Raw genomic sequence first — 23,038 nt, 5'->3', positions numbered from 1 at the left:
CGTGCCCGGTTCAGAATTCAGCAGGGCATTCAATCGCTATTGCTGCACCGGTAATTGGGTGGGTAAACGCCACGCGCTCGGCATGCAGCAGCAAGCGTCTCGATAACTGTCTGATTTCTGAAGGTGCATAAAACTCGTCCCCCAGAATCGGATGCCCTAACCACTGCAGGTGTACGCGTAATTGATGCGAACGGCCGGTAATGGGTGTCAGTGCAAGCCGGGAGCAGGGCACATGGGGATTGATATCAATCCTTTGGTAACGGGTAGTGGCCGGTTTCCCTTGCGCGTGATCCACCTTCTGCAGCGGACGGTTGGGCCAATCGCATATCAGCGGTTGATTGATTTCTCCGGTTTCCTGTGCAACCAGGCCTGCCACCACCGCGACATAGCGTTTTTCGATGTTGCGGGTTTCGAACAGCCGGCTCATTGCCCGATGGGCGACTGTATTGCGCGCCAGTAAAATAACGCCCGAGGTCGCGTAATCGAGCCGGTGAATTGTGAGTGAATCCGGGTATACAGCGCTCACTCTGGCAACCAGACAATCCTGCTTGTCTGGCCCCTTGCCCGGAACGCTCAGCATATTGGCGGGTTTGTTCACTGCGATGATGTGTTCGTCCAGAAATAAGGGTTCTGGCTGCCAGGGATGTGGAAACTGGGTGTGGTGCATGGTTTACCTCGCGAGCCGCGAGTATGGCAAAATACCCCCTTGATGAACAGACAAGCAGATACCAATGGCGCTGGAAGACTACCCCGTTGATTTGAGTCCGTTGCCCTGGCAAGCCGCCGAATGGGAGCATCTGCACAGCGCGTTGCAAGCGGACCGGCTGCACCATGCGCTCCTCCTCGCCGGAGGGGCGGGAGTGGGCAAGTCCCAGCTGGCCATGGTGCTGGCGCACCGGCTCATATGTCAGACTCAGGCTGCCTTCAGCGCTTGCGGTAAATGTAAATCCTGCCTGTTGCTGAAAGCCCATACCCACCCGGATCTGTTATTGGTCGAGCCTGAATCCCCGGGCAAAGCCATCCGTATTGATCCGGTCCGGCAGGTTAATCACTTTTTAAGTCAAACTGCCCAGCAGGGTGGTCGCAAGGTGGTAGTCATCCAGCCCGCCGAAGCGATGAATACCGCATCGGCTAACGCGTTGCTCAAAAATCTGGAAGAACCGGCTGGCAACGCCCACATTATTCTGGTCAGCCATCAACCCAGTGCACTGCTCTCCACCATAAAAAGTCGCTGCCGGATGTTGCTGCTGCCTGAGCCGGCGGAAGATAAGGTCTTACCCTGGCTTGAGCCTCAATGCACGGGTAGGGCAGATGCCCAAGCGCTGTTGCGCTTGGCAGGCGGAGCCCCTCTTAAGGCGCGGGATCTGTTAGATGATGACCGGCTGGAGCAACATGCCGCATTAATGGCGCTGATGCGGTCGTTGACAGCGGGGGAGGTAACTGCGCTGGACGTAGCGGGTCAATGGCTCGGTATGGACCATCAGCAAATGCTGCAGTGGCTGCAATACTGGCTAAGCGCCCTGTTGCGTAAATTACAGCTGGGCATTGGCGACGCCGATATTCCCGGTGAACGGCTTGGGGCCGCGGCGGTACCTCATATCCATCGCTACTATGACAAACTGGCGCGTGCGCGGAGGGCATTGACCAGTGGCGCCAATCCCAACGCGCAGCTATTGCTGGAGGAGCTGGCGCTGGATTGGCAGGCACTGTGTCGTGCCGGGCTGCGCTAGACAGTTGACGGCAATTACCACTAGACTTGCACTATTGACCCAATAAGGACAGTCACATGGCAGCAATTGGCGGCGCCCGTAACGGAATCCTGAACCTGAACATCCGGGACAAGGCGGTGTTGTATGCGAGCTACATGCCCTTTGTGAAGAATGGCGGCCTGTTTATCCCCACAACACGCGCGTACAAGCTTGGCGACGAAGTGTTCATGTTGCTGAGTTTGCTGGATGAAGGTGAAAAAATTCCGGTGGCCGGTAAAGTCGTGTGGGTCACGCCTAAAGGTGCGCAGGGGACAAGGGCGTCTGGCATTGGTGTCCAGTTCAACGATCAGGACAACATGGCCGTCAGCAAAATCGAGACCTACTTGGCGGGTTCTCTGACCTCGGACAGACCAACCCATACCATGTAAAATGCTTTGTTCGCGCGCCAAAGGCCAGCATGCTGGCCTTTTTTGTGTGCGCGAGAAAGATCACCCCAAAAATACCGAGAGGATGTTCCTGTGTTAGTGGACTCTCATTGCCACCTCGATCGCCTGAAGCTGGGCGACCGGAGTTTGGCCCAGGCTATTGAAGCGGCAGCAGAGCGCGGTGTTTCGCATTTGTTGTGTATTGCCATCTCCAGCCAGAACGTGGAGGCCGTATTGTCGATTGCCGGGCAATACCCTCAAGTATCGGCGTCTGTGGGGGCACACCCGTTGGATGTGGAGGAGGGTGCAATCACCCGCGAGCAATTGTTGGCGCTGACGCGCAGGCCCCATGTGGTGGCGGTTGGAGAAACCGGTCTCGATTATTATTACACCGAAGACACCAAAGCGATACAGCGCGAAAGCTTTGCCATGCACCTGGACGTAGCCGGGCAAGCCGGTTTGCCCGTTGTGGTGCATACGCGCGATGCACGTAAAGATACTTTGGATCTGATCGAACAATACGGACGTCACGACAGTGCCGGCGTATTGCATTGCTTTACCGAGGATGTTGCTATGGCCCGGTCCGCGATGGATATGGGCTATTACATTTCATTGTCGGGCATTGTGACCTTCCGCAATGCCGATGCATTACGGGAGGTGGCAGAGTACGTCCCGATGGACCGGTTACTGGTGGAAACCGATTCGCCTTATCTGGCGCCGGTGCCATTTCGAGGCAAGCCCAATGAGCCGCAATATGTTCGCGAAGTCGCGGAGTTTCTTGCCGATTTGAAACGCCTGAGTTTTGAGGCCTTCGCTCAAAAGACCACAGAAAATTTTTACCGATTATTCAACCGCGCCGAGCGCACGGTATAGGGAGACATAATGCGTCAGCAACTGAGCACCATGCTTGATCTTCAGGACAGCATGAACACCAAAGTAAACGAACAATGGCGAACACAGGGATTTGCGTGGTATCGGGCAATTTGGGTGGAATGCGCTGAGTTGTTGGATCATTTCGGCTGGAAGTGGTGGAAAAAGCAGGCGCCAGATCTGGCGCAGGTGCAACTGGAATTGATAGACATCTGGCACTTTGGCCTTAGTCAGCTACTGGTTGACGAAAAATCGCGCGAGGCACTGCTGGAAGATCTGGTGCAGGGGCTGGCGGGGTTGGGCAGCGCCCAAGGCAGCGAAGAGCAATTCAGATTGGCTGTAGAAGCCTTTGCGGGCGCCACGCTTAACACCCGCAAGTTCAGCGTCGAGGGGTTTGCGGCCCTGATGAACGCCAGCGGACTGGATTTTGAAAGCTTGTATACCGGCTATGTGGGAAAAAACGTGCTTAACTTCTTCCGGCAGGATCATGGCTACAAGGATGGCAGTTATAAAAAGCTTTGGTCTGGCAGAGAGGATAATGAGCATCTGGTTGAAGCGGTCGCCGGGTTGGACGCTAATGCGCCGGATTTTGCCGATGCGTTATACAAAGCACTGGCGGCGCGCTACCAGCAGGCCTGAGTAACCATCAGTCATATACATGGGAAGAATAAAGGGTATTCTTTTTGTAAATAGGGGTATTCAGCCAGTTTAAGGTGAATTTTCCCCCCAAGCGCCTATAATGTGCGCCGCTTATTAGGCACAAGAACCAACGATACGGAGATACATCGTGAAAGCACCTGTACGAGTTACCGTGACCGGCGCCGCTGGTCAGATCAGCTACTCCCTCCTGTTCCGCATTGCAGCCGGCGAAATGCTCGGCAAAGATCAGCCCGTGATCCTGCAGATGCTGGAAATCACCCCGGCCCTGGAAGCACTGAAGGGTGTGGCGATGGAGTTGGACGATTGTGCTTTCCCATTGCTGGCGGGCATGGTGTGCACTGATGACGCCAATGTGGCTTTTAAAGATACTGATTACGCACTGTTGGTCGGTGCCCGTCCACGTGGCCCAGGTATGGAGCGCAAGGACCTGCTGGAAGCCAACGCGGCGATTTTTTCCGTCCAAGGCAAGGCGATTAACGACCATGCCAACAAAAACATCAAGGTTCTGGTGGTGGGTAACCCCGCCAATACCAATGCACTGATTGCTCAGCGCAATGCCCCTGACATCGACCCGCGTCAGTTTACCGCGATGACACGTTTGGATCACAACCGTGCCCAGACGCAAATTGCCCAAAAAACCGGTAAAACCATCAACGATGTGAAAAAACTCACTATCTGGGGTAACCACTCGTCTACCCAGTATCCGGATCTGCATCAGGCCACCGTTGATGGCGCTGACGCCATGGGTCTGATTGAGCAGAGCTGGTACGAAAACGAATTTATTCCTGTGGTACAACAGCGTGGCGCTGCCATCATCAAAGCACGTGGCGCCTCTTCCGCCGCCTCTGCCGCCAACGCCGCTATTTTCCATATGCGCGATTGGGCCCTGGGCACCACTGAAGGTGATTGGGTGAGCATGGGTGTTTACAGCGATGGTTCTTATGGCATTGAAAAAGGCCTGATCTACTCTTTCCCCTGCGTCTGCAAAAACGGCGATTGGGAAATAGTTCAGGGCGTTTCGATCAACGAGTTCTCCAAGGCCAAGATGCTGGCAACCGAAAAAGAGTTGCAGGAAGAGCGTGACGCTGTGAAAGCGCTGCTGCCTTGATAGGCACCCGCTGATGGTTTAAAAGGGCGCGTTATCGCGCCTTTTTTATGTCTGCTACAATTTTCAGCTTCAGTCACAAGGAGTTTCCATGTCATACCCGAAAATTGGCAATCTGGCGCCGGCATTCAGCCTGAAAAACCACAAGGGCGAGAAAGTCAGCCTGAAGGATTTCCGAGGCAAGAAAGTGGTGTTGTTCTTTTATCCCAAAGCGTTGACACCAGGCTGTACCACACAGGCTTGTGGAATGCGGGATAGCCAGCAAATGTTGGCAGATGCTAATACCGTTGTGTTGGGGCTAAGCCCTGACCCGGTAGAAAAGCTGCAGAAGTTTGTAGATAAGCACCAGCTGAATTTTGACTTGTTGTCCGATGAAGATCATAAGATTGCCGACAAGTATGGTGTTTGGGGTATGAAAAAATTCATGGGACGGGAATTTATGGGGTTGATCCGCACCAGTTTTGTGGTGGATGAAGCAGGCAAGCTCAGCCATATTGTGGACAAGTTCAAAACCTCGAACCATCACGACGTTATCGCGGAGCTGTTGGCAGAGTAATCCTCTGTATCTCGAAGGGCTGATGTGTAAGAACGTTCGCCTTTTGCGTCTCTGGATTTCCGAATGGGATAAGCCCGCCTTGGCGGGCTTTTTTGTGCCATAAAGAACAACAACTGGCATTTCTTATAACTAACGATTATATTAAGTTGTAAATTGCACACCAGTGTCGATTGGGCGTTAAAACCCGTGCAAATGAAATTATTGTCGCTTATTGCCACCTGCTGGCGCTCTGGGAACTGGCGATAAATAGCTATAAGAAATAAGTTAGACGGCCACAATAGAGGACATTAATGTCCCTAAACGTCTTGGGGTGATTGGGGGAAAAGGTCATTTCTTCTGCGGAATCGATACAGGCATTAACGGCGGCGCCCTGGCAGCGCATGTCGCTATATTCGTTCAGCGACAGGCTGCGATTATTATTGCGTCTTGCCTATGAGCCATCGGGTGGGCTCAATGCACAGATTTGGTCGTATCTGGGGGCTGCCTGTGCCATGTTTGAGGCCGACCAGGCCATTCTTTACCAGCAAGCATTGGGCGGGTGCCAGTACTTCAGTCACATTGCGGGTGCCCGGCGAGAAGCGCTTCAAGTAGGCGAGGGCGCTCTGGATGCAGAGTTACACGCACTCATGTGCCTGAAGAACCCGAAGATGCTTGTACTTTTGCCTGATATTACCGGCAACCTGCCGGGTTTAGCATATACTCCTGAAAGTGCAGCTGATCTACAGGCACTGGTGGCGCCATTACCGGCGACCAGTGCCGTATTGATGTTGATTCGCCGAAGGGCGGGTAGCGTCAAGGAAGCCCCGCTGCACGCGCAAAATGACCGGGCAGGACAAACCGGTCAATTGACTGCACAAGATAGTGAAGTCTTGGCACTATTGGCAGAAGGAGTCGCCCGCATGGTTCAGTTAAATGCGTCACCAGACAAAATTCTCAGGGCTCAGGAAGGGTTTGCCGTAGCAGGTATCCGTTCATTGCCCGAGTACGTAGAGCTGGCGAGTTTACCCGCTGTATTTGGTGTGCCTGGTCGCGTGATGGATTCACTTTCACGCCGGGTCGGTCAGTCTTCTTTGTCGATCGATGATATCGCCAGCGAACTGAGTATGTCCAAGCGAACACTGCAGCGTCGGCTGCAGCAGGCAGAGATCAATTTTGCCATGTTGCGCGATCAGGTCAGATTTCACTACGCCATCGGTTATCTCGTTGATCAAAATTTGTCCGTTGATCAAATTTCAAACGCATTGGATTTTTCTGACCGGACCAGTTTTACCAATGCGTTCAAACGGTGGACCGGGCTTTCGCCGTCTACGTTCAGAAAGCTGTTCCGCGATTACACCTGATGGGGCAGGGCTAATTGCCTGCCTCTGCCAAACACTGTAGAGTTGCCGCCTTAAGTTCCTGATTATCTTGAGGTTACTACTCTCATGTCGTTCTTTATTCCCGAAGCCGTAGCGCAAACTCAGGCTGCTGCACCCGAGGCCAATCCTATCGTCACCCTGCTGATGTTCGGCGGCCTGTTCCTGTTTATGTACCTTTTTATTATCCGTCCACAGCGCAAGCGCCAGAAAGAGCACAATGAGCTGGTGAGTGCATTGAATAAAGGCGACGAGGTTGTCATGACCAGCGGCATGTTGGGCAAAATCACCAAAGTCGATGAAAACTACATCGTTCTGGAAACCGGCACAAACATCGAACTGAAATTTCAGAAGGTCGCTGTGCACGCAGTACTGCCCAAAGGCACCATAAAGAATATCTGATTGATCCAAAGGCCGCCCCGCGGCCTTTTCTTTTTTAACGCAGGATACACATTGCATGCTGAATCCGGCCAACACACTTGTCTATCCGGCGCGCATGGCATTGGCTCATGCGCCCACGCCTCTGCAGCCGTTATCCCGTATCGCCAGGCATGTCGGTTTTGACGGCGGGCTGTGGATTAAACGGGATGATCTCACTGGCTCGCATCTGAGCGGTAACAAAATCCGCAAGCTTGAATTTCTGGTTGCAGAGGCCAAGTCACAGAACGCTGATGTGCTGATTACCTGCGGTGGCGTTCAATCCAATCACTGCAGAGCAACGGCGTTGCTGGCAGCACAGCTGGGTATGCGATGCCACCTTTTATTGCGCGGAGAAGAGCCCGCGGAAAAGGACGGCAATGTGTTGCTCGACTGCTTGTCGGGCGCGTCAATCAGCTACTATCCATCGGCGGGTTTTCAGCGCAATCTCGACAGTTATTTCAAGCACTGGCAAGCCTATTACGCCGAACAAGGATTGCGCGCTTATGGCATTCCCACGGGTGGGAGCAATGGCACTGGTCTTTGGGGCTACATTGCGGGCACCGAAGAATTGCATGGCCAATGTGTCAGCCAGGGGTTGGTGCCAAGCCACATTGTCACCGCCACCGGGTCCGGGGGAACTCAAGCCGGCCTGACGTTGGGTTCGGCGCTGACCGGGTTGGGTTGCAAGGTGCTGGGGATGGCCGTATGTGATGACGCAGCCTGGTTCAACCGTAAAGTTGCAGAAGATATGGCCGAGTGGTTTCAGCAGTTCACGCCTTTGGCTGAGCGCAATCTGGAGGTAGCCGGCGTGAGTCTTTCGGATCTTCAGGCGATTACATTGGACAACTATGTGGGACCTGCCTACGCAGTGGCAGATCCTGACGTGTTTGAAACCATCCAGCTGGCAGCAAGCCTGGAGGGGTTGGTGCTTGATCCCGTCTATACAGGTAAGGCGTTTCACGGCCTGTTGCAGGAATTACGTGCTGGCAGCTTGCGCCACGCACGTGATGTGGTATTCGTGCATACGGGTGGCATCTTTGGTGTGTTTCCACAGCGGGCACAGTTCGCGTTTAACAATAACAATGGCGAGACTAAAAAGTGATTGAAAATACTGTAGAAATTGTAAACGGCTTTGTCTGGGGCAAAGTCATGCTCGTGCTGCTTTTGGGCACAGGCTTGTACATGATGACCAGGCTCAAGGCGCTGCCCCTGCGTAAAGTGGGGTATGGCTTTAAGCAATTGTTTAAGGGCAGGGCTGCAAGTGCAGAAGGGGACATCTCGCCTTTTAATGCGCTCATGACCGCATTGGCAGCAACCATCGGTACCGGCAATATTGTGGGTGTGGCGACCGCCATTGGTATCGGTGGCCCGGGGGCGTTGTTCTGGATGTGGTGCAGTGCCTTGCTTGGCATGGCAACAAAGTTTTCCGAAGCGACCCTCGCGGTTCATTACCGAGAAACGGATGGCCAGGGCAAGCGCGTCGGTGGCCCAATGTATTACATTAAAAATGGACTGGGTAAAAACTGGACATGGTTGGGTATGGCCTTTGCGTTATTTGGCGCATTGGCGGCATTCGGTATTGGCAACACAGTACAGGTAAACTCGATTGCAGATGCGGTGCAGGACTCGGCCGGGGTTGAGCCCTGGATTACCGGCTTGGTGGTGCTGGTGTTGGTTGCGTTGGTTTTGATAGGCGGTATTAAACGCATTGGCGATGTGGCCGGTAAATTGGTCCCGTTTATGGCGGTCACCTATATTTTGTGTGGCCTGTTTGTATTGATCTACCATGCCGCCGAGCTTCCCGCAGCGATTGCGCTGGTAATTGAAAGTGCGTTCAATCCTGAAGCGGCATTGGGTGGGGCCGCCGGCGTTACACTGATGATGGCTATTCAGTTTGGCGTTGCCCGCGGTGTCTTTTCCAATGAGGCGGGTCTGGGCAGTGCCCCTATTGCGCATGCGGCGGCAGCAACCAATAGCCCGATTCGTCAGGGTGTGATTGCAATGTTGGGCACGTTTATCGACACCATTGTGGTGTGCAGTATTACCGGGCTTGCAATCGTTGCCTCAGGTGTTTGGAATGGCGAGGCTAAGGGAGCGGCAATGTCTATTGCGGCTTTCAGTAGTGCCATTACCGGCGGGCAATGGGTTATCACGGTGGGGCTGGTGTTGTTCGCTTTCACAACGGTATTGGGCTGGTCTTACTACGGCGAGCGTTGTGCGCAGTTTTTACTTGGTGAAAAGTTTGTCTGGCCTTACCGTATTCTGTTCATTATAGCGGTGCCGTTCGGCGCAACCATGGATTTGAAATTCGTCTGGCTACTGGCCGATACGCTCAATGGTATGATGGCCATTCCCAATCTGATTGCCGTTTTAGCCTTGTCAGGTGTGGTGATTAAATTGGCGAAAGACTATTTCAATGACCCTAAAAATAATTGATAGTCTATGAAGGAAAAACGGCAGCCAAAGGCTGCCGTTTTTTTTGGTTGCTTATTTTTGCGCTGCGGGAATCGCTTCCTGCAATGTATTGACGATTGTATCAATGTGTTCTTTCTGGATGATCAGCGGCGGCGACATGACAATAGTGTCACCGGCTGGCCGCACTGTGACGCCCATTTCAAGCGTTTTCGCCGCAACTTTTCCGGCAATGCCCGCCGGTAAATCGATGCCTGCCAGCAGGCCATAGTTGCGGATATCTTTCACGCCAGGAAGTCCTTTGAGTGAGTGTACGCCTTCCTCCCAATATTGGCTGATGGTATTGGCGTGTTCAAATAGCTTTTCGTTCTTATAGATGTCCAACGTTGCCAGCGCAGCGGCACAGGCGACCGGGTGCGCAGAGTAGGTGTATCCGTGCAGGAACTCGGGTACCGCAGACGCATCACCAGTGTTTACGAAAGTGTCGTAAATTTCCTGTTTGCAGAACACCGCCCCCATGGGCACTGCGCCGTTTGTGAGCCCTTTGGCGGTGGTGATCATATCCGGTGTGACACCCACTTTGCCCGCCATGGTAGCTGCGCCTACACGACCGTAGGCGGCAATGACTTCATCAAATATCAACAGGATATTATGCTGATCACAGATTTCTCTGAGCTTTTGCAGATAGCCTTCCGGCGGCACAATGACCCCGCCTGCACCGGCCATTGGCTCAACAATAACCGCGGCAATATTACTGGCATCGCGCATGGCGATGATGTCTGAGAGTTCGTGAGCAAGTTCGGCGCCTTGTTTTGGCAAGCCTTTGCTGAAGGCGTTTTCCGGCAACAGGGTATGACGCAGAAAATCTGCTTCCAGCCCCTGGCCAAAGCTTTTGCGGTTGCCGGTCAATCCCGCGAGCGATACGCCGCCCCAGTTGACGCCGTGGTAGGCTTTTACCCTTGCGACAAACGCTGTTTTGGTGCCTTGTCCCTTCAGTCGCCAGTATTGCCGGGCAATCTTCAAGGCGGTGTCGACAGACTCTGAGCCGGAGTTGGTGAAAAAGACCCGGTTCAGCCCTTCGGGTGCGATATCCGCGACGAGCCGGTTGGCCAGCTCAAAACCCTTGGGGTGGCCGTAGGTAAATGGATTGCCATAATCCATCTCAAGCAGCTGTGCATGGACCGCGTCGGCAATCTCTTTGCGGCCGTGACCTGCGTTACAGCACCAGAGTCCAGCGTTGGTGTCCAGAATCTGGCGCCCATCTCCCATGGTCATATACATGCCTTCGGCGGCAACATAAAAGCGGGGGTTGTCCTTAAACGCGCGATTGGCGGTAAAAGGCATCCACCAGGCTTGCATCTGATCTTTGTTGGGGAGTGTCATTTGGGCTTCCTTTGAGTCCTGTTTGAGGGCGCCCGGGGCGTGTCCGGTTGTCACGCGCAGGGCTTTACTGCGACAGTTATAGCAAACCGTACGCAGGTCGATAAATCAGAAACTGTTGATGCTAAGGTCGACCATAGGCGACCTAAGCAGTCAGGAAGGGATTACAGCGAAGAAGAGAGGGATTGGCCGGTGGCAGTGTCGTTGTTCACCGGGTTCAGTTCGGCCGTATCAGCCATGGCCAGTCGGCGCTGTTCGGCATGCTTGTGCCAGGCCAATATCGTGTAAAACTGTCGGATATTGTTCACATACTCCACCGGCTCCCAGCCTCGCGCATACCCATGGCGGGTGCCCGTGTAATATTTCCGTTTAGCCAGCAAGGGCAAAATTTCGGCAACGTCGTCCCAGCTGTCAGGATTTTTATCGAGAATCACAGCCAGCTTGCGTGCATCCATAAGGTGTCCGAAGCCCACGTTGTAGGCTGCGAGTGTCATCCACATGCGATCATCACCGGTGACAGTTTCCGGGATGCGGTTGAGCAGCTCTGACAGATAGCGGGCGCCGCCGTCAATGCTCTGTGCCGGATCGAGCCGGTTATCCACGCCCAGCTCACGCGCCGTGTTCAGGGTTAACATCATCATCCCTCGCACGCCGGTGCGCGATCGGGCTCTGGGGTTCCAGTGAGATTCCTGGTAGGCGGCCGACGCCAACAGCATCCAGTCGAGGTCATATTTACGGGCTGCGTCTTTTAGCAGGTCTTCCCATTGGGGTAGGCGATCCTGAATCCGGTTGGTAAACGCCAGGGCGCCACCGGTGGTGACTGTGGTCTGGGGCTCAAAGAAATTGCCCGCCAGAAGGTTGATATAACCCTGATCACGGGCGTCTGACAAATAGCGGTTGGCGGCATTGAGAAGCGTTTGATCTTTCAGGTGCGGCATCGCCCAGGCCAGTTTTTGCTGGTCGGGAAAGGTATACGCGATGCGAGCCCGGGGGTAAACGGCCTCAGTAATGGAGTAGGTGGTGGATTTGACCAGTGCATAGTCGAGTTCCGCGCTGTGAACCCGTTCGATCAGGTCCATGCTGTTGTATTCGGGCGACGCCGACCAGGTCAGCTCTGGGTACTGGGCGCTGATCACGGCCAGGCGTTCTGCCTCGCTCGAGTCTTCCATCACCATGATGGTCTTGCCGTACAGCTGGTTCAACTCGGTGGGCTTACCAGTGCCATTGCGGTACACCAGGAGCTGGGAGATCTCCATGTAGGGCGTGGTAAACGCCACCTGCTGCTGACGGCTGTCGGTCACGATCAGCCCGGAGGCCGCCAAGTGTATTTTGCCTTTTGCGCTGGCTTTCAGTAATTCACCAAGATTGGTGAAAGGCACGAGTTCGAGTTCGACGCCTAGGCTTTCGGCAAAGCCCAGGGCCAGCTGATATTCAAAGCCGTCAAGGCCGCCGTCCTGGGTCTCGTAATAGGTTTCCGGGCCGTTGATTGAGCCCACCCTGAGCACGCCGTCCTGCTTTACGCGCTCGAGCTGACTGGGTTCACCACTCACAGCCAAGTGCAGACTCGAGGCGAGGATCGCCGCGAATGCCGCCAATTTGGTCAGTGTAATCAACAGGTTAGCCATACTTCGAGGGTCTGGGTTGCTCAAATTGTGCGCAATTCTAACGGCCGTATCTGTTAACCGATAGCTTGTTTGCGTCTGTTAATTGTAGTAGGGGATTGTTCGATTGGCGCCTAAATCATTATATTTACCTGCTATATGTAGTGTTCAGTTCATTCCGTAAGCGCCATATACAGTAGAGGCGGTACGTGCCCCACGGTATTTCAGACCAAGCGCCCTGTGTTATGGCCCCGTCATCGCAAGATATCGGGGTGGTTGAGGATTCGTGCTGTTCTAGCGCGCAGAATCGAGTACAATTGCCGCCTTTCCGAAATCAGGCAAATTGCCCGTGCTTATGAGCCTTGAGGCCCACATTTCCCTCTATCGCGCCGCAGGGTTTTGCCGATCAACCTTTACTGTTACCACAGGTATTTTTGACCCATGCTGACACTTGCCGGTGCACCAGCCCTCTCGCCATTCCGAAATCGTCGTTTACTTGCAGCCATTCAGGCCGTTGCGCCAGGTGTCAGTGAACTGCAAACCGAGTATGTGCATTTTGTCGATGTGCACGAGCCACTGAGCGAAGCCCAGCACAAGGTGCTTGAGCAGCTGCTGCATTATGGTCCGTCGGATCGGAACGAAGCGCTGACCGGTGAGTTGCGTCTGGCATTGCCGCGTGGCGGCACCATTTCGCCTTGGTCATCCAAGGCTACCGACATCGCCCACAATGCTGGGTTATCGGCCATCAAACGGATTGAGCGAGGCGTAGCTTATTACATCAATGGCTCCGTCAAAGACGACGAGCGTGCCGCTGTTGACGCATTGCTGCACGATCGCATGGTGGAACAGCTGCATCCGAGTCTCGATGCAGCATCTGCATTGTTTGAACAGCATCAACCCAAGCCGCAGCAAAGCGTCGACGTACTGGCAGGCGGGCGCGAAGCGCTGGCATCCGCCAATGTCAGTCTGGGTCTGGCCCTGGCGGAGGATGAGATTGATTATCTGGTAGACAGTTTTACCGCTCTTGGCCGTAATCCGGTTGACGTTGAACTGATGATGTTTGCGCAGGCCAACTCGGAGCATTGTCGTCACAAAATATTTAACGCCAGTTGGACTATTGACGGTGTCGAGCAAAGCCGGTCACTGTTCAAAATGATTAAAAACACCTACGAGGTGGCAGGCGACAATGTGCTTAGCGCCTATGCAGACAACGCGGCGGTGATGCGTGGCCACAAGGCAGGTCGCTTCTACCCTGATCCTGAAAATCAGGTCTATGGCTTTAGCCAGGAAAATATTCATATTCTGATGAAAGTGGAAACCCACAATCATCCGACTGCGATTGCGCCATTTCCCGGTGCAGGCACCGGCGCCGGTGGTGAGATCCGCGACGAAGGCGCCACCGGTCGGGGCTCCAAGCCCAAGGTGGGTTTAACCGGCTTTACCGTTTCCAATTTGCAGATTCCCGGCTTCACTCAGCCGTGGGAGCAGCACTACGGCAAGCCTGAGCGGATCGTGACAGCGCTCGACATCATGATAGAAGGCCCCATTGGCGGCGCGGCCTTTAATAATGAATTTGGTCGGCCGAATATTTGCGGATATTTCCGGACCTTTGAGGAGAACTTTGACGGCGAGCGGCGGGGTTATCACAAGCCCATTATGTTGGCCGGCGGCTATGGCAACATCCGCGAAGAGCACGTGGATAAACCTCCGTTTACGGCCGGCACACAATTGGTCGTACTGGGTGGCCCTGCGATGCTGATTGGCTTGGGCGGTGGCGCCGCGTCATCGGTTACCAGTGGCAGCTCGTCCGCAGATCTGGATTTTGCTTCTGTGCAACGCCAGAACCCGGAAATTGAACGTCGTTGTCAGGAGGTCATCGACCGTTGCTGGCAACTGGGTGAGCAGAACCCCATCGCCTTTATTCACGATGTTGGTGCGGGCGGTTTGTCCAATGCATTTCCGGAGCTGGTGAAAGATGGCGGCTGCGGCGGCAGTTTTGATTTGCGCAAGGTCCCCAACGATGAACCGGGTATGAGCCCATTGGAGATCTGGTGTAACGAGTCTCAAGAGCGCTATGTGCTCGCTATCACTAAAGAGCAGTTGCCGCGCTTCGAAGCAATTTGCGCACGCGAACGCGCACCCTATGCCGTTGTCGGTGAGGCAACCAGTGAAAAGCACCTGCGGGTAAATGACACGGTGTTTGATGCCAACCCGGTAGATTTGCCAATGAGTATTTTGTTTGGCAAACCACCAAAAATGCATCGCGAAGCCATGGCTCATGCGCCAATCACCCAGGCGTTCGACCTTACGGGAGTCGATATCAATGATGCCGCCGAGCGCGTACTCAAACACCCTGCGGTGGCAAGCAAGCAGTTCCTGATCACGATTGGCGATCGTTCTGTCACCGGTATGGTGGCACGCGATCAGATGGTGGGCCCGTGGCAGGTGCCGGTTGCCGATTGTGCAGTCACCACCAGTGCTTATGACACCTATGCCGGTGAGGCTATGAGCATGGGCGAGCGAACGCCGGTTGCGCTGCTTGATGGCCCCGCGTCCGGTCGATTGGCGGTGGGAGAGGCGATTACCAATATTGCCGCGAGCCGGATAGAAAAAATTTCCGATATCAAGTTGTCTGCCAATTGGATGTGTGCAGCAGGCCATCGCGGCGAGGATGAAAAACTGTTCCGGACCGTTGAGGCTGTTGGTATGGAGCTGTGCCCGGCTTTGGGTATTACCATTCCGGTGGGCAAGGACTCGATGTCTATGCGCACTGCCTGGCAGGAACAGGGAGAGGATAAAGCGGTCACTGCACCACTGTCGCTGGTTATCTCAGCATTCGCGCCAGTGCTGGATGTAAGAAAAACCGTTACGCCGCAATTGCAGTATCAGGATGCGGATACCGATTTGTTGCTGATCGACCTCGGTATGGGTAAAAACCGTACCGGTGGTTCAATCCTGACCCAGGTCTACAATGCGATGGGCGAAAAGCCGGCAGATTTGGATAAACCCGAGTATCTGAAAGCGTTTTTTGACGTGATGCAATCACTGTTGGCCGACGATCAGGTGCTGGCTTATCACGATAAGGGTGATGGCGGCCTGTTTGCCACGCTGGCTGAAATGTGTTTCGCCGGTCACTGCGGCATTGATGCCAATGTGGCTGGTTTGGGTGACGACGTCGCGGCCGTGTTGTTTAACGAAGAGCTTGGTGCGGTGATTCAGGTGCGCGCAGAAGACAGCGCTTCAGTCATTGCCCGTTTTGAATCTGCCGGTCTGGTCGATGCTGTCCATTTTATCGGTAAACCCAACGAAGAAGACCTGGTCAGAATCAAAGGGGCAGACGGTGCCTGGCTGTTTGAGCAGTCGCGCGCTTATTTGCAATCGCTATGGAGCGAGACCAGTTATCGTATTCAGGCACTGCGCGACAACGAGGCCTGTGCAGAGCAGGAGTTCGATCTGTTGATGACCAGTGATCCTGGTTTATCCGCGGCGCTCAGCTACGATCCGGCAGAAGATGTGGCCGCCCCGTTTATCGGTACCGGTGTGCGCCCGCGTGTTGCGATATTGCGCGAGCAGGGGGTAAATGGTCATGTGGAAATGGCGGCGGCGTTTGACCGCGCCGGTTTCGACGCGGTCGACGTTCACATGAGTGATATTCTTTCTGGCCGCTTTGATCTTGCTACCATGAAAGGCCTGGCTGCCTGTGGGGGTTTTTCTTACGGTGATGTGCTTGGTGCCGGTGAAGGTTGGGCCAAAACCGTGCTGTTCAATAATCAGGCCCGGGATATGTTTGAGGCATTCTTCCATCGCAAAGACTCCTTTTCGCTTGGTGTCTGCAATGGTTGTCAGATGATGTCCAATCTCAAAGATCTGATACCGGGGGCTGAGTTATGGCCACGATTTGTGCGCAACGAATCGGAGCAGTTTGAGGCGCGCTTCAGTTTGGTGCAGATTCCCGACTCTCCTTCTGTCCTGTTCAGCGGTATGCAGGGGTCTCATTTGCCGGTTGCGGTGGCTCACGGGGAGGGCAGAGCAGAGTTTGCCGATGGCTCTGCTCCGCAGGCGCTACTGTCCAGTGGCCAGGTTGCATTGCGATTTATCGATAACAATTTGTCCGCCACCGAGGCTTATCCTGCGAATCCCAATGGCTCTCCGTTGGGTATCACCTCGGTCACCTCAGAGGATGGTCGGGCCACCATTATGATGCCGCATCCGGAGCGTGTATTCCGGACTGTGACCAATTCCTGGCACCCCGCCGATTGGGGTGAGGATTCCGGTTGGATGAGAATGTTCCGCAATGCGCGGGTTTTTGTGGGTTGAGTAATGCGGGGGCACGCCCCCGTATTTTTTTGCCTGAACTTTTGTAGAGCTTGATGGTCAAGGATTTATGAATAAGAAAGCACTTGTTTCGATTGGTGTCGGCTTAGTGTTATTGGCCGGTGTATTGTTTGTTTTATTGCGGCCTGCAAAAGAGGCAACGCAGGCAGTGCCGGTGCCTGAAGCTGTAGCGCCCGAGCCTGTGGTGCGTGAAGCACCTGAGCCTGTGCCTGTGCAAAAACCTGTTGAGCCTGCGCCAGTGCCTTCTCCTGCGTTGATTGCTCCCCCAGATGCTTTGGCGGACTCTGATGCGGTGTGGCAACAAGTGGTTGCAGAGGTGGCACCTGCCCTGGTCCAGTGGATGGTAGATGCTGAGCACATTCGCAAATGGGTGATTCTGGTTGATCAGATTGCCGATGGCGATGTGTCGAACAAACATTTGCCGATTAATTACCCTATGGCACCGTTTGCGATAACCGGCAATAAAGATGCGGCAGTGGCAAGTGCGGAAAACTATGCCCGTGCCAATGCGCTGATCAATGCAGTAACCAAAATCAAACCGGAAACGATGGTGCGTTATTATCGGCTGTGGCAGCCCTTGTTTGAGGATGCCTATCAGGAGTTGGGTAAGCCGGGCACTTTTGATGATCGTGTTGTGCAGGCGATCCGGCAGCTTCAGAGCGTCCCACCGGGGCCGGTGGATGCCCAGCTGGCGATGAAGCCTGTGATGTACAAGTATATCGATCCGAAATTTGAAAAGGCCCCGGCTCTGCATAAGTGGATGTGGCGCTTAGGGCCGGATAATCAGTCGCGTATCAAGCAGTACCTGACTGAGGTCAAGCTCGCGCTTTACCGCCAATCCTAGGAGTTGTTATGCAGAAAACGCAGGCCCAGACCGCCATTCTTGCACCTTTGCCTCAGGCTGCCAGCTATGTGTTTTTTAAAGGCCAAAGTACAAAAGCACAGTTGTTTGAGTGTTTGATGCGGTTGTCGCCCGGTGATGATCTGGTGGGGATAGGTCAGCCCTTGGCCATGACATTGGGGCTGACGGTTGCGGACGCGCTGGATTATCCCTCATTTGCGAATAGCCAACGCTGCCTGCCGCAAACACCGTTTGATTTGCTGGTATGGGTGCGAGGTGCCGATGCAGGTGAAGTGGCGCTGAAAATCCGCCAGTGGCAGCAAAGGCTGGTACCGCATTTCAGTCTGGTTTCATCAGTCGATGCTTTTTTACACCGCGATGGGCGTGATCTCACCGGTTATGAGGATGGTACTGAAAATCCAGACGGTGCTGCGGCAGCTGAGGCAGCACTGGATGGGTCTGGAGCCAGTTATCTGGCGCTGCAACAATGGCGACACCGGATGGATGAGGTGGAGCATTGCTCGCGAGAGCAAATGAATCACATCATTGGGCGCGATCAGGCGTCGAACCGCGAGCTGACGGATGCGCCCGCCAGTGCGCACGTCAAGCGCACCGAGCAGGAAGCGTTTGAACCTCACCGATTTGTACTGCGTCGCTCCATGCCCTGGGTTCAATCTGGTAATATGGGGCTGATGTTTGCCGCTTTTGGTTGCGATACCCAGGCATTTGAAGCGCAGATGTGGCGCATGTTGGGTCGCGATGACGGCATAGAGGATGCGCTGTTCGCAATTTCTGAGCCGATGACCGGTGTGTATTTTTATTGTCCACCTTGTGTTGGTGGCAGGCTGAATTTGGAATAGACCGTGTTAGAAGATGTTCAATCCACGCCGACTTGTACGGTCGACGTTACCATGGAAAACGCCCAATCCGTTCTGATTGATGCGTCCAGCGAACGCCCGGTTTTGATCGACTTTTGGGCTGACTGGTGTGAGCCCTGTAAATCACTCGCGCCAATATTGGATAGCATCGCCAAGGAATATCAGGGTCGGTTTTTATTGGCCAAAGTGAATGCCGATGAATTGGGTCCCATCGCGGGTCAGCTCGGGGTCCGCAGTTTACCAACGCTTATCCTTATGAAACAGGGGCAGCCGGTCGATGGTCTGGTGGGCGTACAGTCTGCCCAGTCAATCAGGGCGATGTTGGATAAGTACGTCACGCCAGCATGGAAGGATGACTGGCTATCTGCGAAACAGTTGATGGCTGATGATTCGAAATGGGTCGAGGCACTGGCGCTGTTCAAGGCCGCATGGGACGCGTCTGGTGATCCGCTGGTGGCTGCTGATTACGCTGATGCGTTGGCAGAGTCCCGGCAACTTGATGCTGCTGAATCCTTGTTGGCGCAGGTAAAGTTGGAAGATCGGGGCGGTGCCTGGCAATCTGCACAGGCAAAAATAGCACTCAAGCGTGAGGCGGGAAAAAGCCCTGCTATTGTCGCACTTGAACAAGCGTTGGAAGCAGACCCGGAAAATCTGGCGTTGACTCAACAACTGGCGGTTGCACTTGCAGAGGATCAGCATCCCGATGAAGCGCTGGCATTGCTGTTCGGGCTGTTGCAAAAGAATATCAACGCCGGTGACGGTGCAGTCAAGAAATGTTTTACCGACATTATTGCTTCGCTGGGTAAGGGGCATGCCATCGGTGTGCAGTACCAGCGTCGGCTATACACATTGTTATATTGAATCATGGTTTCACTTCCCTCTAGTGTTTCAGTGGCACATACCGCATCTGGCCTGCGTTATTTTGAGGTGCAGCATCCGTTGCTGTCTGCGCGGATTTTTGAGCAGGGTGCACAACTTGTTCAGTTTCAGTCGGTTGGGAAACCGCCGATGCTTTGGGTCAGCGAAGCCGAACCTTTCAAGCCGGGCGCAGCGATTCGCGGCGGGATTCCGGTCTGTTGGCCGTGGTTTGGTCCAGATCCGCAGGGCATTGGACCGGCGCACGGTCTGGCGAGAACGCAGACCTGGCAGCTTTATCTTGCGCAGCAAACCGACAGTAGCGTCTGTCTTGGATTCCGATTTCAAATCACAGAGTCGTCCATGGCCGGCCTTGGTGCAGAGCTGGTGTTTGAGTTGAGCGATCGTCTCCGATTGACGCTGATCACACACAATCGTTCAGAGAAGCGGCTCACGTTTTCCAGTGCTTTGCACAGTTATTTTCCGGTGGGAGACATCCGGCAAGCGCTGCTTTCTGGGGCGGCCGGTCGCCAGTACACCGATTCTTTGAGCTCAGCCCAGAGTACCGAATCGGAACAGCAGTTGGTTTTTGATCAGGAGGTGGATCGCATCTACTACGGTTCCTCACCCTGGCAGCTGTGCAGCCCAACGCTGTGCCTGAACATTGAAAGCGAGGGTTCAGGCAGTACGGTAGTGTGGAATCCTTGGATAGAAAAGTCCGCCCGGCTAAGCCATTTTAATCCCGATGACTACCTCCGTATGTTGTGTGTGGAAACCGCAAATTGCGGTGCTGACAGCCGTCTGCTTGAGCCGGGTCAGCAGCACGTAATGGCCGTCGAATACAGCTATTTGCCGCTGGCAAATTCCCCCTGAAGTGGCATAATTCCCACCCTTGCTCAGATTGAGCGCAATTTTTAGTCGATTTTCAGAGCCTGAGAGTATCTATGCGTCCGGAAACCAAGCCAGCCAATCCCAATTTTTCCTCTGGGCCATGCAGTAAGCGCCCGGGCTATGATCTGGCGGCACTGCCCACCGAGTCCTTGGGGCGGTCCCACCGTTCGTCGCTCGGAAAGCGGATTCTTAAGCGTGCCTGCGAACAAACGGCGTCGTTACTCGGATTGCCGGAAGGGTACCGTGTTGGCATAGTCCCGGCCTCCGATACCGGTGCGGTTGAAATGGCCCTTTGGTCGTTGTTGGGGCAGCGACCGGTAGACGTGGTCTATTGGGAATCCTTTGGCCAAGGCTGGCTGACCGATATTACCAAGCAACTTAAACTTCCCGATGCGCGGGCAATCTCCGCGGACTACGGGCAGTTGCCCGACCTCGATTCGGTGGACTTTGATCGCGATGTCGTCTTTACCTGGAATGGCACGACCTCGGGTGTGCGCGTTCCCAATGGCGACTGGATCGCAGATGACCGCAAGGGCTTAACGATTTGTGATGCCACATCGGCTGTATTTGCAATGGAAATGCCCTGGGACAAACTCGATGTTGTGACCTATTCATGGCAGAAAGTGTTAGGCGGTGAGGGCGCTCACGGTATGTTGATCCTGAGTCCTCGCGCGGTTGAGCGACTGGAAACCTACACGCCGGCGTGGCCGCTCCCCAAAATTTTCCGCATGACCAAGGGCGGAAAGTTGATCGAAGGGATTTTTCAGGGCGAAACCATTAACACGCCCTCAATGCTGTGCGTACTGGATTACCTGGATGCGCTGGATTGGCTTGAGGGGATTGGTGGTGTAGAGGCCGCGATCGCACGATCACATCAGTCGCTGGCTGCGATTGAGCGCTATGTTGCGTCAAATCCATGGATCCACTTTCTCGCTGAAGACCCTGCGTTGCGTTCAAATACTTCAGTCTGCCTGACATTGGATGCTGAACCAGAGCAGGTCAAACAAATCATCAAATTGCTTGAGCAGGAACAGGTTGCCTTTGATATTGGCGCTTATCGTGATGCGCCCGCGGGTCTTCGGATCTGGTGTGGTGCAACCGTGGAGCCTGCGGATGTAGACGCGCTGATGCCCTGGATCGGCTGGGCATACGAACAAGTGGTAAAGTAATACATGAAAAGACCAGCAATGCTGGTCTTTTTGTTTGGAAGGCAGTCACAAAGAAACTGCCCGAATTCAGAACACAGGAGTTGCAGACATGGGATTTTCCATCAAAACCTATAATCAGATTGCAGAGCGAGGCTTGGCGAGACTGGCACAGCAGGACATTCTTTGCGTCGAATCGTTAGACCGTGCTGACGCCATTTTGCTGCGCAGTGAAAAGCTTCACGGCGTGGACTTTCCTCCGTCCGTGCGTGCAATTGCCCGGGCTGGTGCGGGTGTCAACAATATCCCTGTAGAGTTGTGCAGTGCGCGCGGGATCGCGGTGTTCAATACCCCGGGCGCGAATGCGAATGCGGTTAAAGAGTTGGTTATCTGCAGCCTTTTGCTGAGTTCAAGGGGTATTTTGCCCGGAATTCAATTTGCACGTGAGCAAGCCGTTGATGATCGTGCTGCTTTGCATGCGCTGATGGAGAAACAAAAGAAGCAGTTTGCGGGCAATGAGCTGTTCGGAAAAACCTTGGGTATTGTTGGCTTGGGCGCAATCGGCTCTATGGTCGCAGAGGTGGCACTGGGACTTGGTATGAAGGTGGTCGGTTACGATCCGGCGCTGTCGGTTGAAGCGGCCTGGCGCCTGCCCAATCAGGTAGAGCGTATGGAAGGACTCAATAATCTGTTATCTGTTTCAGACTATGTCACCCTGCACGTGCCCGCAATTGAGGCCACGCTGAATCTTATCAACGCCGACAATCTGCCGGCATTCAAGCCGGGCGCGGTTTTGGTGAATTTCGCCCGTGAAGCGATTGTGGATTACAAGGCAGTGCTGAATGCGCTGGACAGCGGTCCGATCAGGCATTACATCTGCGATTTCCCCGAACCCGCTTTTCGTAATCGGCAAGACGTAACCGCAATGCCGCATATTGGTGCCTCCACACAGGAGGCCGAAGAAAACTGTGCGGTAATGGCTGCTGAACAGCTTGCCGACTATTTGTTGAATGGCAATATTAAAAATGCGGTCAATTTACCTGAGGTATCTATGCCGCGGGTGCCTAATACCCGAAGGCTGACCTTCATCAATGACAATGTCGCCGGTGTATTGGGTCAGGTTTTGTCAGTGCTTGCAGAGCAATCGTTTAATGTGGTGGACATGATGAACAAAAGCCATGGTGATGTGGCGTACAACATCATCGATATGGAAGGCGATGTACCTGAAAACATCGAATTTCTGATTGGCCAGATCGAGCATGTCACCAGTGTGCGACTGATCTGAATGTATAAGCTTGGATTCTATGTGCCCGAGAGTCATTTGGATGCAGTGAAACAGGCGCTGTTTGCTGCTGGAGCTGGGCGTATCGGCCAATACGAACATTGTTGCTGGCAGGTGCTCGGTACTGGGCAGTTCCGCCCCGGTACTGGTGCTGATCCACATATAGGCACGGTAGGCAAGCTGGAACAACTTGCGGAGTACCGGGTCGAAATGGTGGTGGCGGATGCATTCATTAAGGCGGCAGTCGCAGCTCTGAAGGCCTCGCATCCATACGAGGAGCCGGCTTATGATGTGGTGGCCTTGTGTGAGTTCTGAGGC

General features: G+C 54.2%; 21 protein-coding genes. 18 read left to right on the top strand and 3 right to left on the bottom strand.

Translation table 11 applies throughout. The features are described from left to right. Positions 1-10 precede the first annotated feature (10 nt). Positions 11-667, bottom strand: a complete 657-nt coding sequence (locus M5M_RS03595) for an RluA family pseudouridine synthase (protein ID WP_015046107.1) — start codon at positions 665-667, stop codon at positions 11-13. A 64-nt stretch (positions 668-731) separates the two neighbouring features. Between M5M_RS03595 and M5M_RS03590 the strand changes: the two genes are divergently transcribed. From M5M_RS03590 to M5M_RS03545, 10 genes are all read left to right on the top strand, one after another. Further along, on the top strand, positions 732-1,730 hold the full coding sequence (locus M5M_RS03590) for a DNA polymerase III subunit delta' (protein WP_015046106.1): 999 nt from the start codon (positions 732-734) through the stop codon (positions 1,728-1,730). Positions 1,731-1,786: 56 nt separating this feature from the next. Further along, on the top strand, positions 1,787-2,137 hold the full coding sequence (locus tag M5M_RS03585) for a PilZ domain-containing protein (RefSeq protein WP_015046105.1): 351 nt from the start codon (positions 1,787-1,789) through the stop codon (positions 2,135-2,137). A gap of 90 nt (positions 2,138-2,227) precedes the next feature. Then, positions 2,228-3,007, top strand: coding sequence for a TatD family hydrolase (locus tag M5M_RS03580; protein ID WP_015046104.1), 780 nt, complete (start codon positions 2,228-2,230; stop codon positions 3,005-3,007). Between the two features lie 9 nt (positions 3,008-3,016). Continuing rightward, positions 3,017-3,643, top strand: a complete 627-nt coding sequence (locus tag M5M_RS03575; RefSeq protein WP_015046103.1) for a dUTP diphosphatase — start codon at positions 3,017-3,019, stop codon at positions 3,641-3,643. Between the two features lie 148 nt (positions 3,644-3,791). Continuing rightward, positions 3,792-4,772, top strand: a complete 981-nt coding sequence (locus tag M5M_RS03570; protein WP_015046102.1) for a malate dehydrogenase — start codon at positions 3,792-3,794, stop codon at positions 4,770-4,772. 88 nt (positions 4,773-4,860) lie between these two features. After that, positions 4,861-5,325 (top strand): thioredoxin-dependent thiol peroxidase, encoded by a 465-nt coding sequence (gene bcp, locus M5M_RS03565; protein ID WP_015046101.1) that lies wholly within the window; start codon positions 4,861-4,863, stop codon positions 5,323-5,325. 626 nt (positions 5,326-5,951) lie between these two features. Beyond that, on the top strand, positions 5,952-6,665 hold the full coding sequence (locus M5M_RS20610) for a helix-turn-helix domain-containing protein (protein ID WP_244431056.1): 714 nt from the start codon (positions 5,952-5,954) through the stop codon (positions 6,663-6,665). Positions 6,666-6,749: 84 nt separating this feature from the next. After that, a complete protein-coding gene (gene yajC, locus M5M_RS03555; RefSeq protein WP_015046099.1) occupies positions 6,750-7,082 on the top strand; it encodes a preprotein translocase subunit YajC in 333 nt (110 codons plus the stop codon). Positions 7,083-7,137: 55 nt separating this feature from the next. After that, entirely contained in the window at positions 7,138-8,202 is a 1,065-nt protein-coding gene (locus M5M_RS03550) for a D-cysteine desulfhydrase family protein (protein ID WP_015046098.1), read from the top strand. Further along, positions 8,199-9,536, top strand: a complete 1,338-nt coding sequence (locus tag M5M_RS03545) for an alanine/glycine:cation symporter family protein (protein ID WP_015046097.1) — start codon at positions 8,199-8,201, stop codon at positions 9,534-9,536. Before M5M_RS03550 ends, M5M_RS03545 begins: the two co-directional genes overlap by 4 nt. A gap of 51 nt (positions 9,537-9,587) precedes the next feature. Here the strand turns inward: M5M_RS03545 and aptA are convergent, their stop codons facing one another. Both aptA and mltF read right to left on the bottom strand, forming a co-directional pair. Further along, complete coding sequence (aptA, locus tag M5M_RS03540) at positions 9,588-10,895, bottom strand: omega-aminotransferase AptA (protein ID WP_015046096.1); 1,308 nt, start codon at positions 10,893-10,895, stop codon at positions 9,588-9,590. Between the two features lie 161 nt (positions 10,896-11,056). Beyond that, the gene (mltF, locus tag M5M_RS03535; RefSeq protein ID WP_015046095.1) at positions 11,057-12,517 is read right to left on the bottom strand and encodes a membrane-bound lytic murein transglycosylase MltF; all 1,461 of its coding nucleotides are present in this window, start codon (positions 12,515-12,517) and stop codon (positions 11,057-11,059) included. Between the two features lie 417 nt (positions 12,518-12,934). On the opposite strand from mltF, the gene purL reads away from it, so the two are divergent. The 8 genes from purL (at position 12,935) to M5M_RS03495 (ending at position 23,035) form a co-directional block, all read left to right on the top strand. After that, entirely contained in the window at positions 12,935-16,810 is a 3,876-nt protein-coding gene (gene purL / locus M5M_RS03530) for a phosphoribosylformylglycinamidine synthase (protein WP_015046094.1), read from the top strand. 67 nt (positions 16,811-16,877) lie between these two features. Beyond that, positions 16,878-17,672 carry a DUF3014 domain-containing protein gene (locus M5M_RS03525; protein WP_015046093.1) on the top strand — a complete coding sequence of 265 codons (795 nt, stop codon included), beginning with the start codon at positions 16,878-16,880 and terminating at the stop codon, positions 17,670-17,672. A gap of 8 nt (positions 17,673-17,680) precedes the next feature. After that, positions 17,681-18,529, top strand: a complete 849-nt coding sequence (locus M5M_RS03520) for a Dyp-type peroxidase (protein ID WP_015046092.1) — start codon at positions 17,681-17,683, stop codon at positions 18,527-18,529. Positions 18,530-18,532: 3 nt separating this feature from the next. Then, complete coding sequence (gene trxA, locus M5M_RS03515; RefSeq protein WP_024330237.1) at positions 18,533-19,408, top strand: thioredoxin; 876 nt, start codon at positions 18,533-18,535, stop codon at positions 19,406-19,408. Positions 19,409-19,411: 3 nt separating this feature from the next. After that, the gene (locus M5M_RS03510; RefSeq protein ID WP_029879473.1) at positions 19,412-20,275 is read left to right on the top strand and encodes a D-hexose-6-phosphate mutarotase; all 864 of its coding nucleotides are present in this window, start codon (positions 19,412-19,414) and stop codon (positions 20,273-20,275) included. A 71-nt stretch (positions 20,276-20,346) separates the two neighbouring features. Continuing rightward, positions 20,347-21,462: a phosphoserine transaminase gene (locus M5M_RS03505; RefSeq protein ID WP_015046089.1), complete on the top strand. Its 1,116-nt coding sequence runs from the start codon at positions 20,347-20,349 to the stop codon at positions 21,460-21,462. A gap of 88 nt (positions 21,463-21,550) precedes the next feature. Beyond that, the gene (locus tag M5M_RS03500) at positions 21,551-22,723 is read left to right on the top strand and encodes a 3-phosphoglycerate dehydrogenase family protein (RefSeq protein ID WP_015046088.1); all 1,173 of its coding nucleotides are present in this window, start codon (positions 21,551-21,553) and stop codon (positions 22,721-22,723) included. Then, positions 22,724-23,035 carry a YqfO family protein gene (locus M5M_RS03495; protein ID WP_015046087.1) on the top strand — a complete coding sequence of 104 codons (312 nt, stop codon included), beginning with the start codon at positions 22,724-22,726 and terminating at the stop codon, positions 23,033-23,035. Positions 23,036-23,038 lie beyond the last annotated feature (3 nt).

This window comes from Simiduia agarivorans SA1 = DSM 21679 (assembly GCF_000305785.2).
Taxonomy (GTDB): domain Bacteria; phylum Pseudomonadota; class Gammaproteobacteria; order Pseudomonadales; family Cellvibrionaceae; genus Simiduia; species Simiduia agarivorans.
This window is presented reverse-complemented; position numbering and strand designations above follow the sequence as displayed.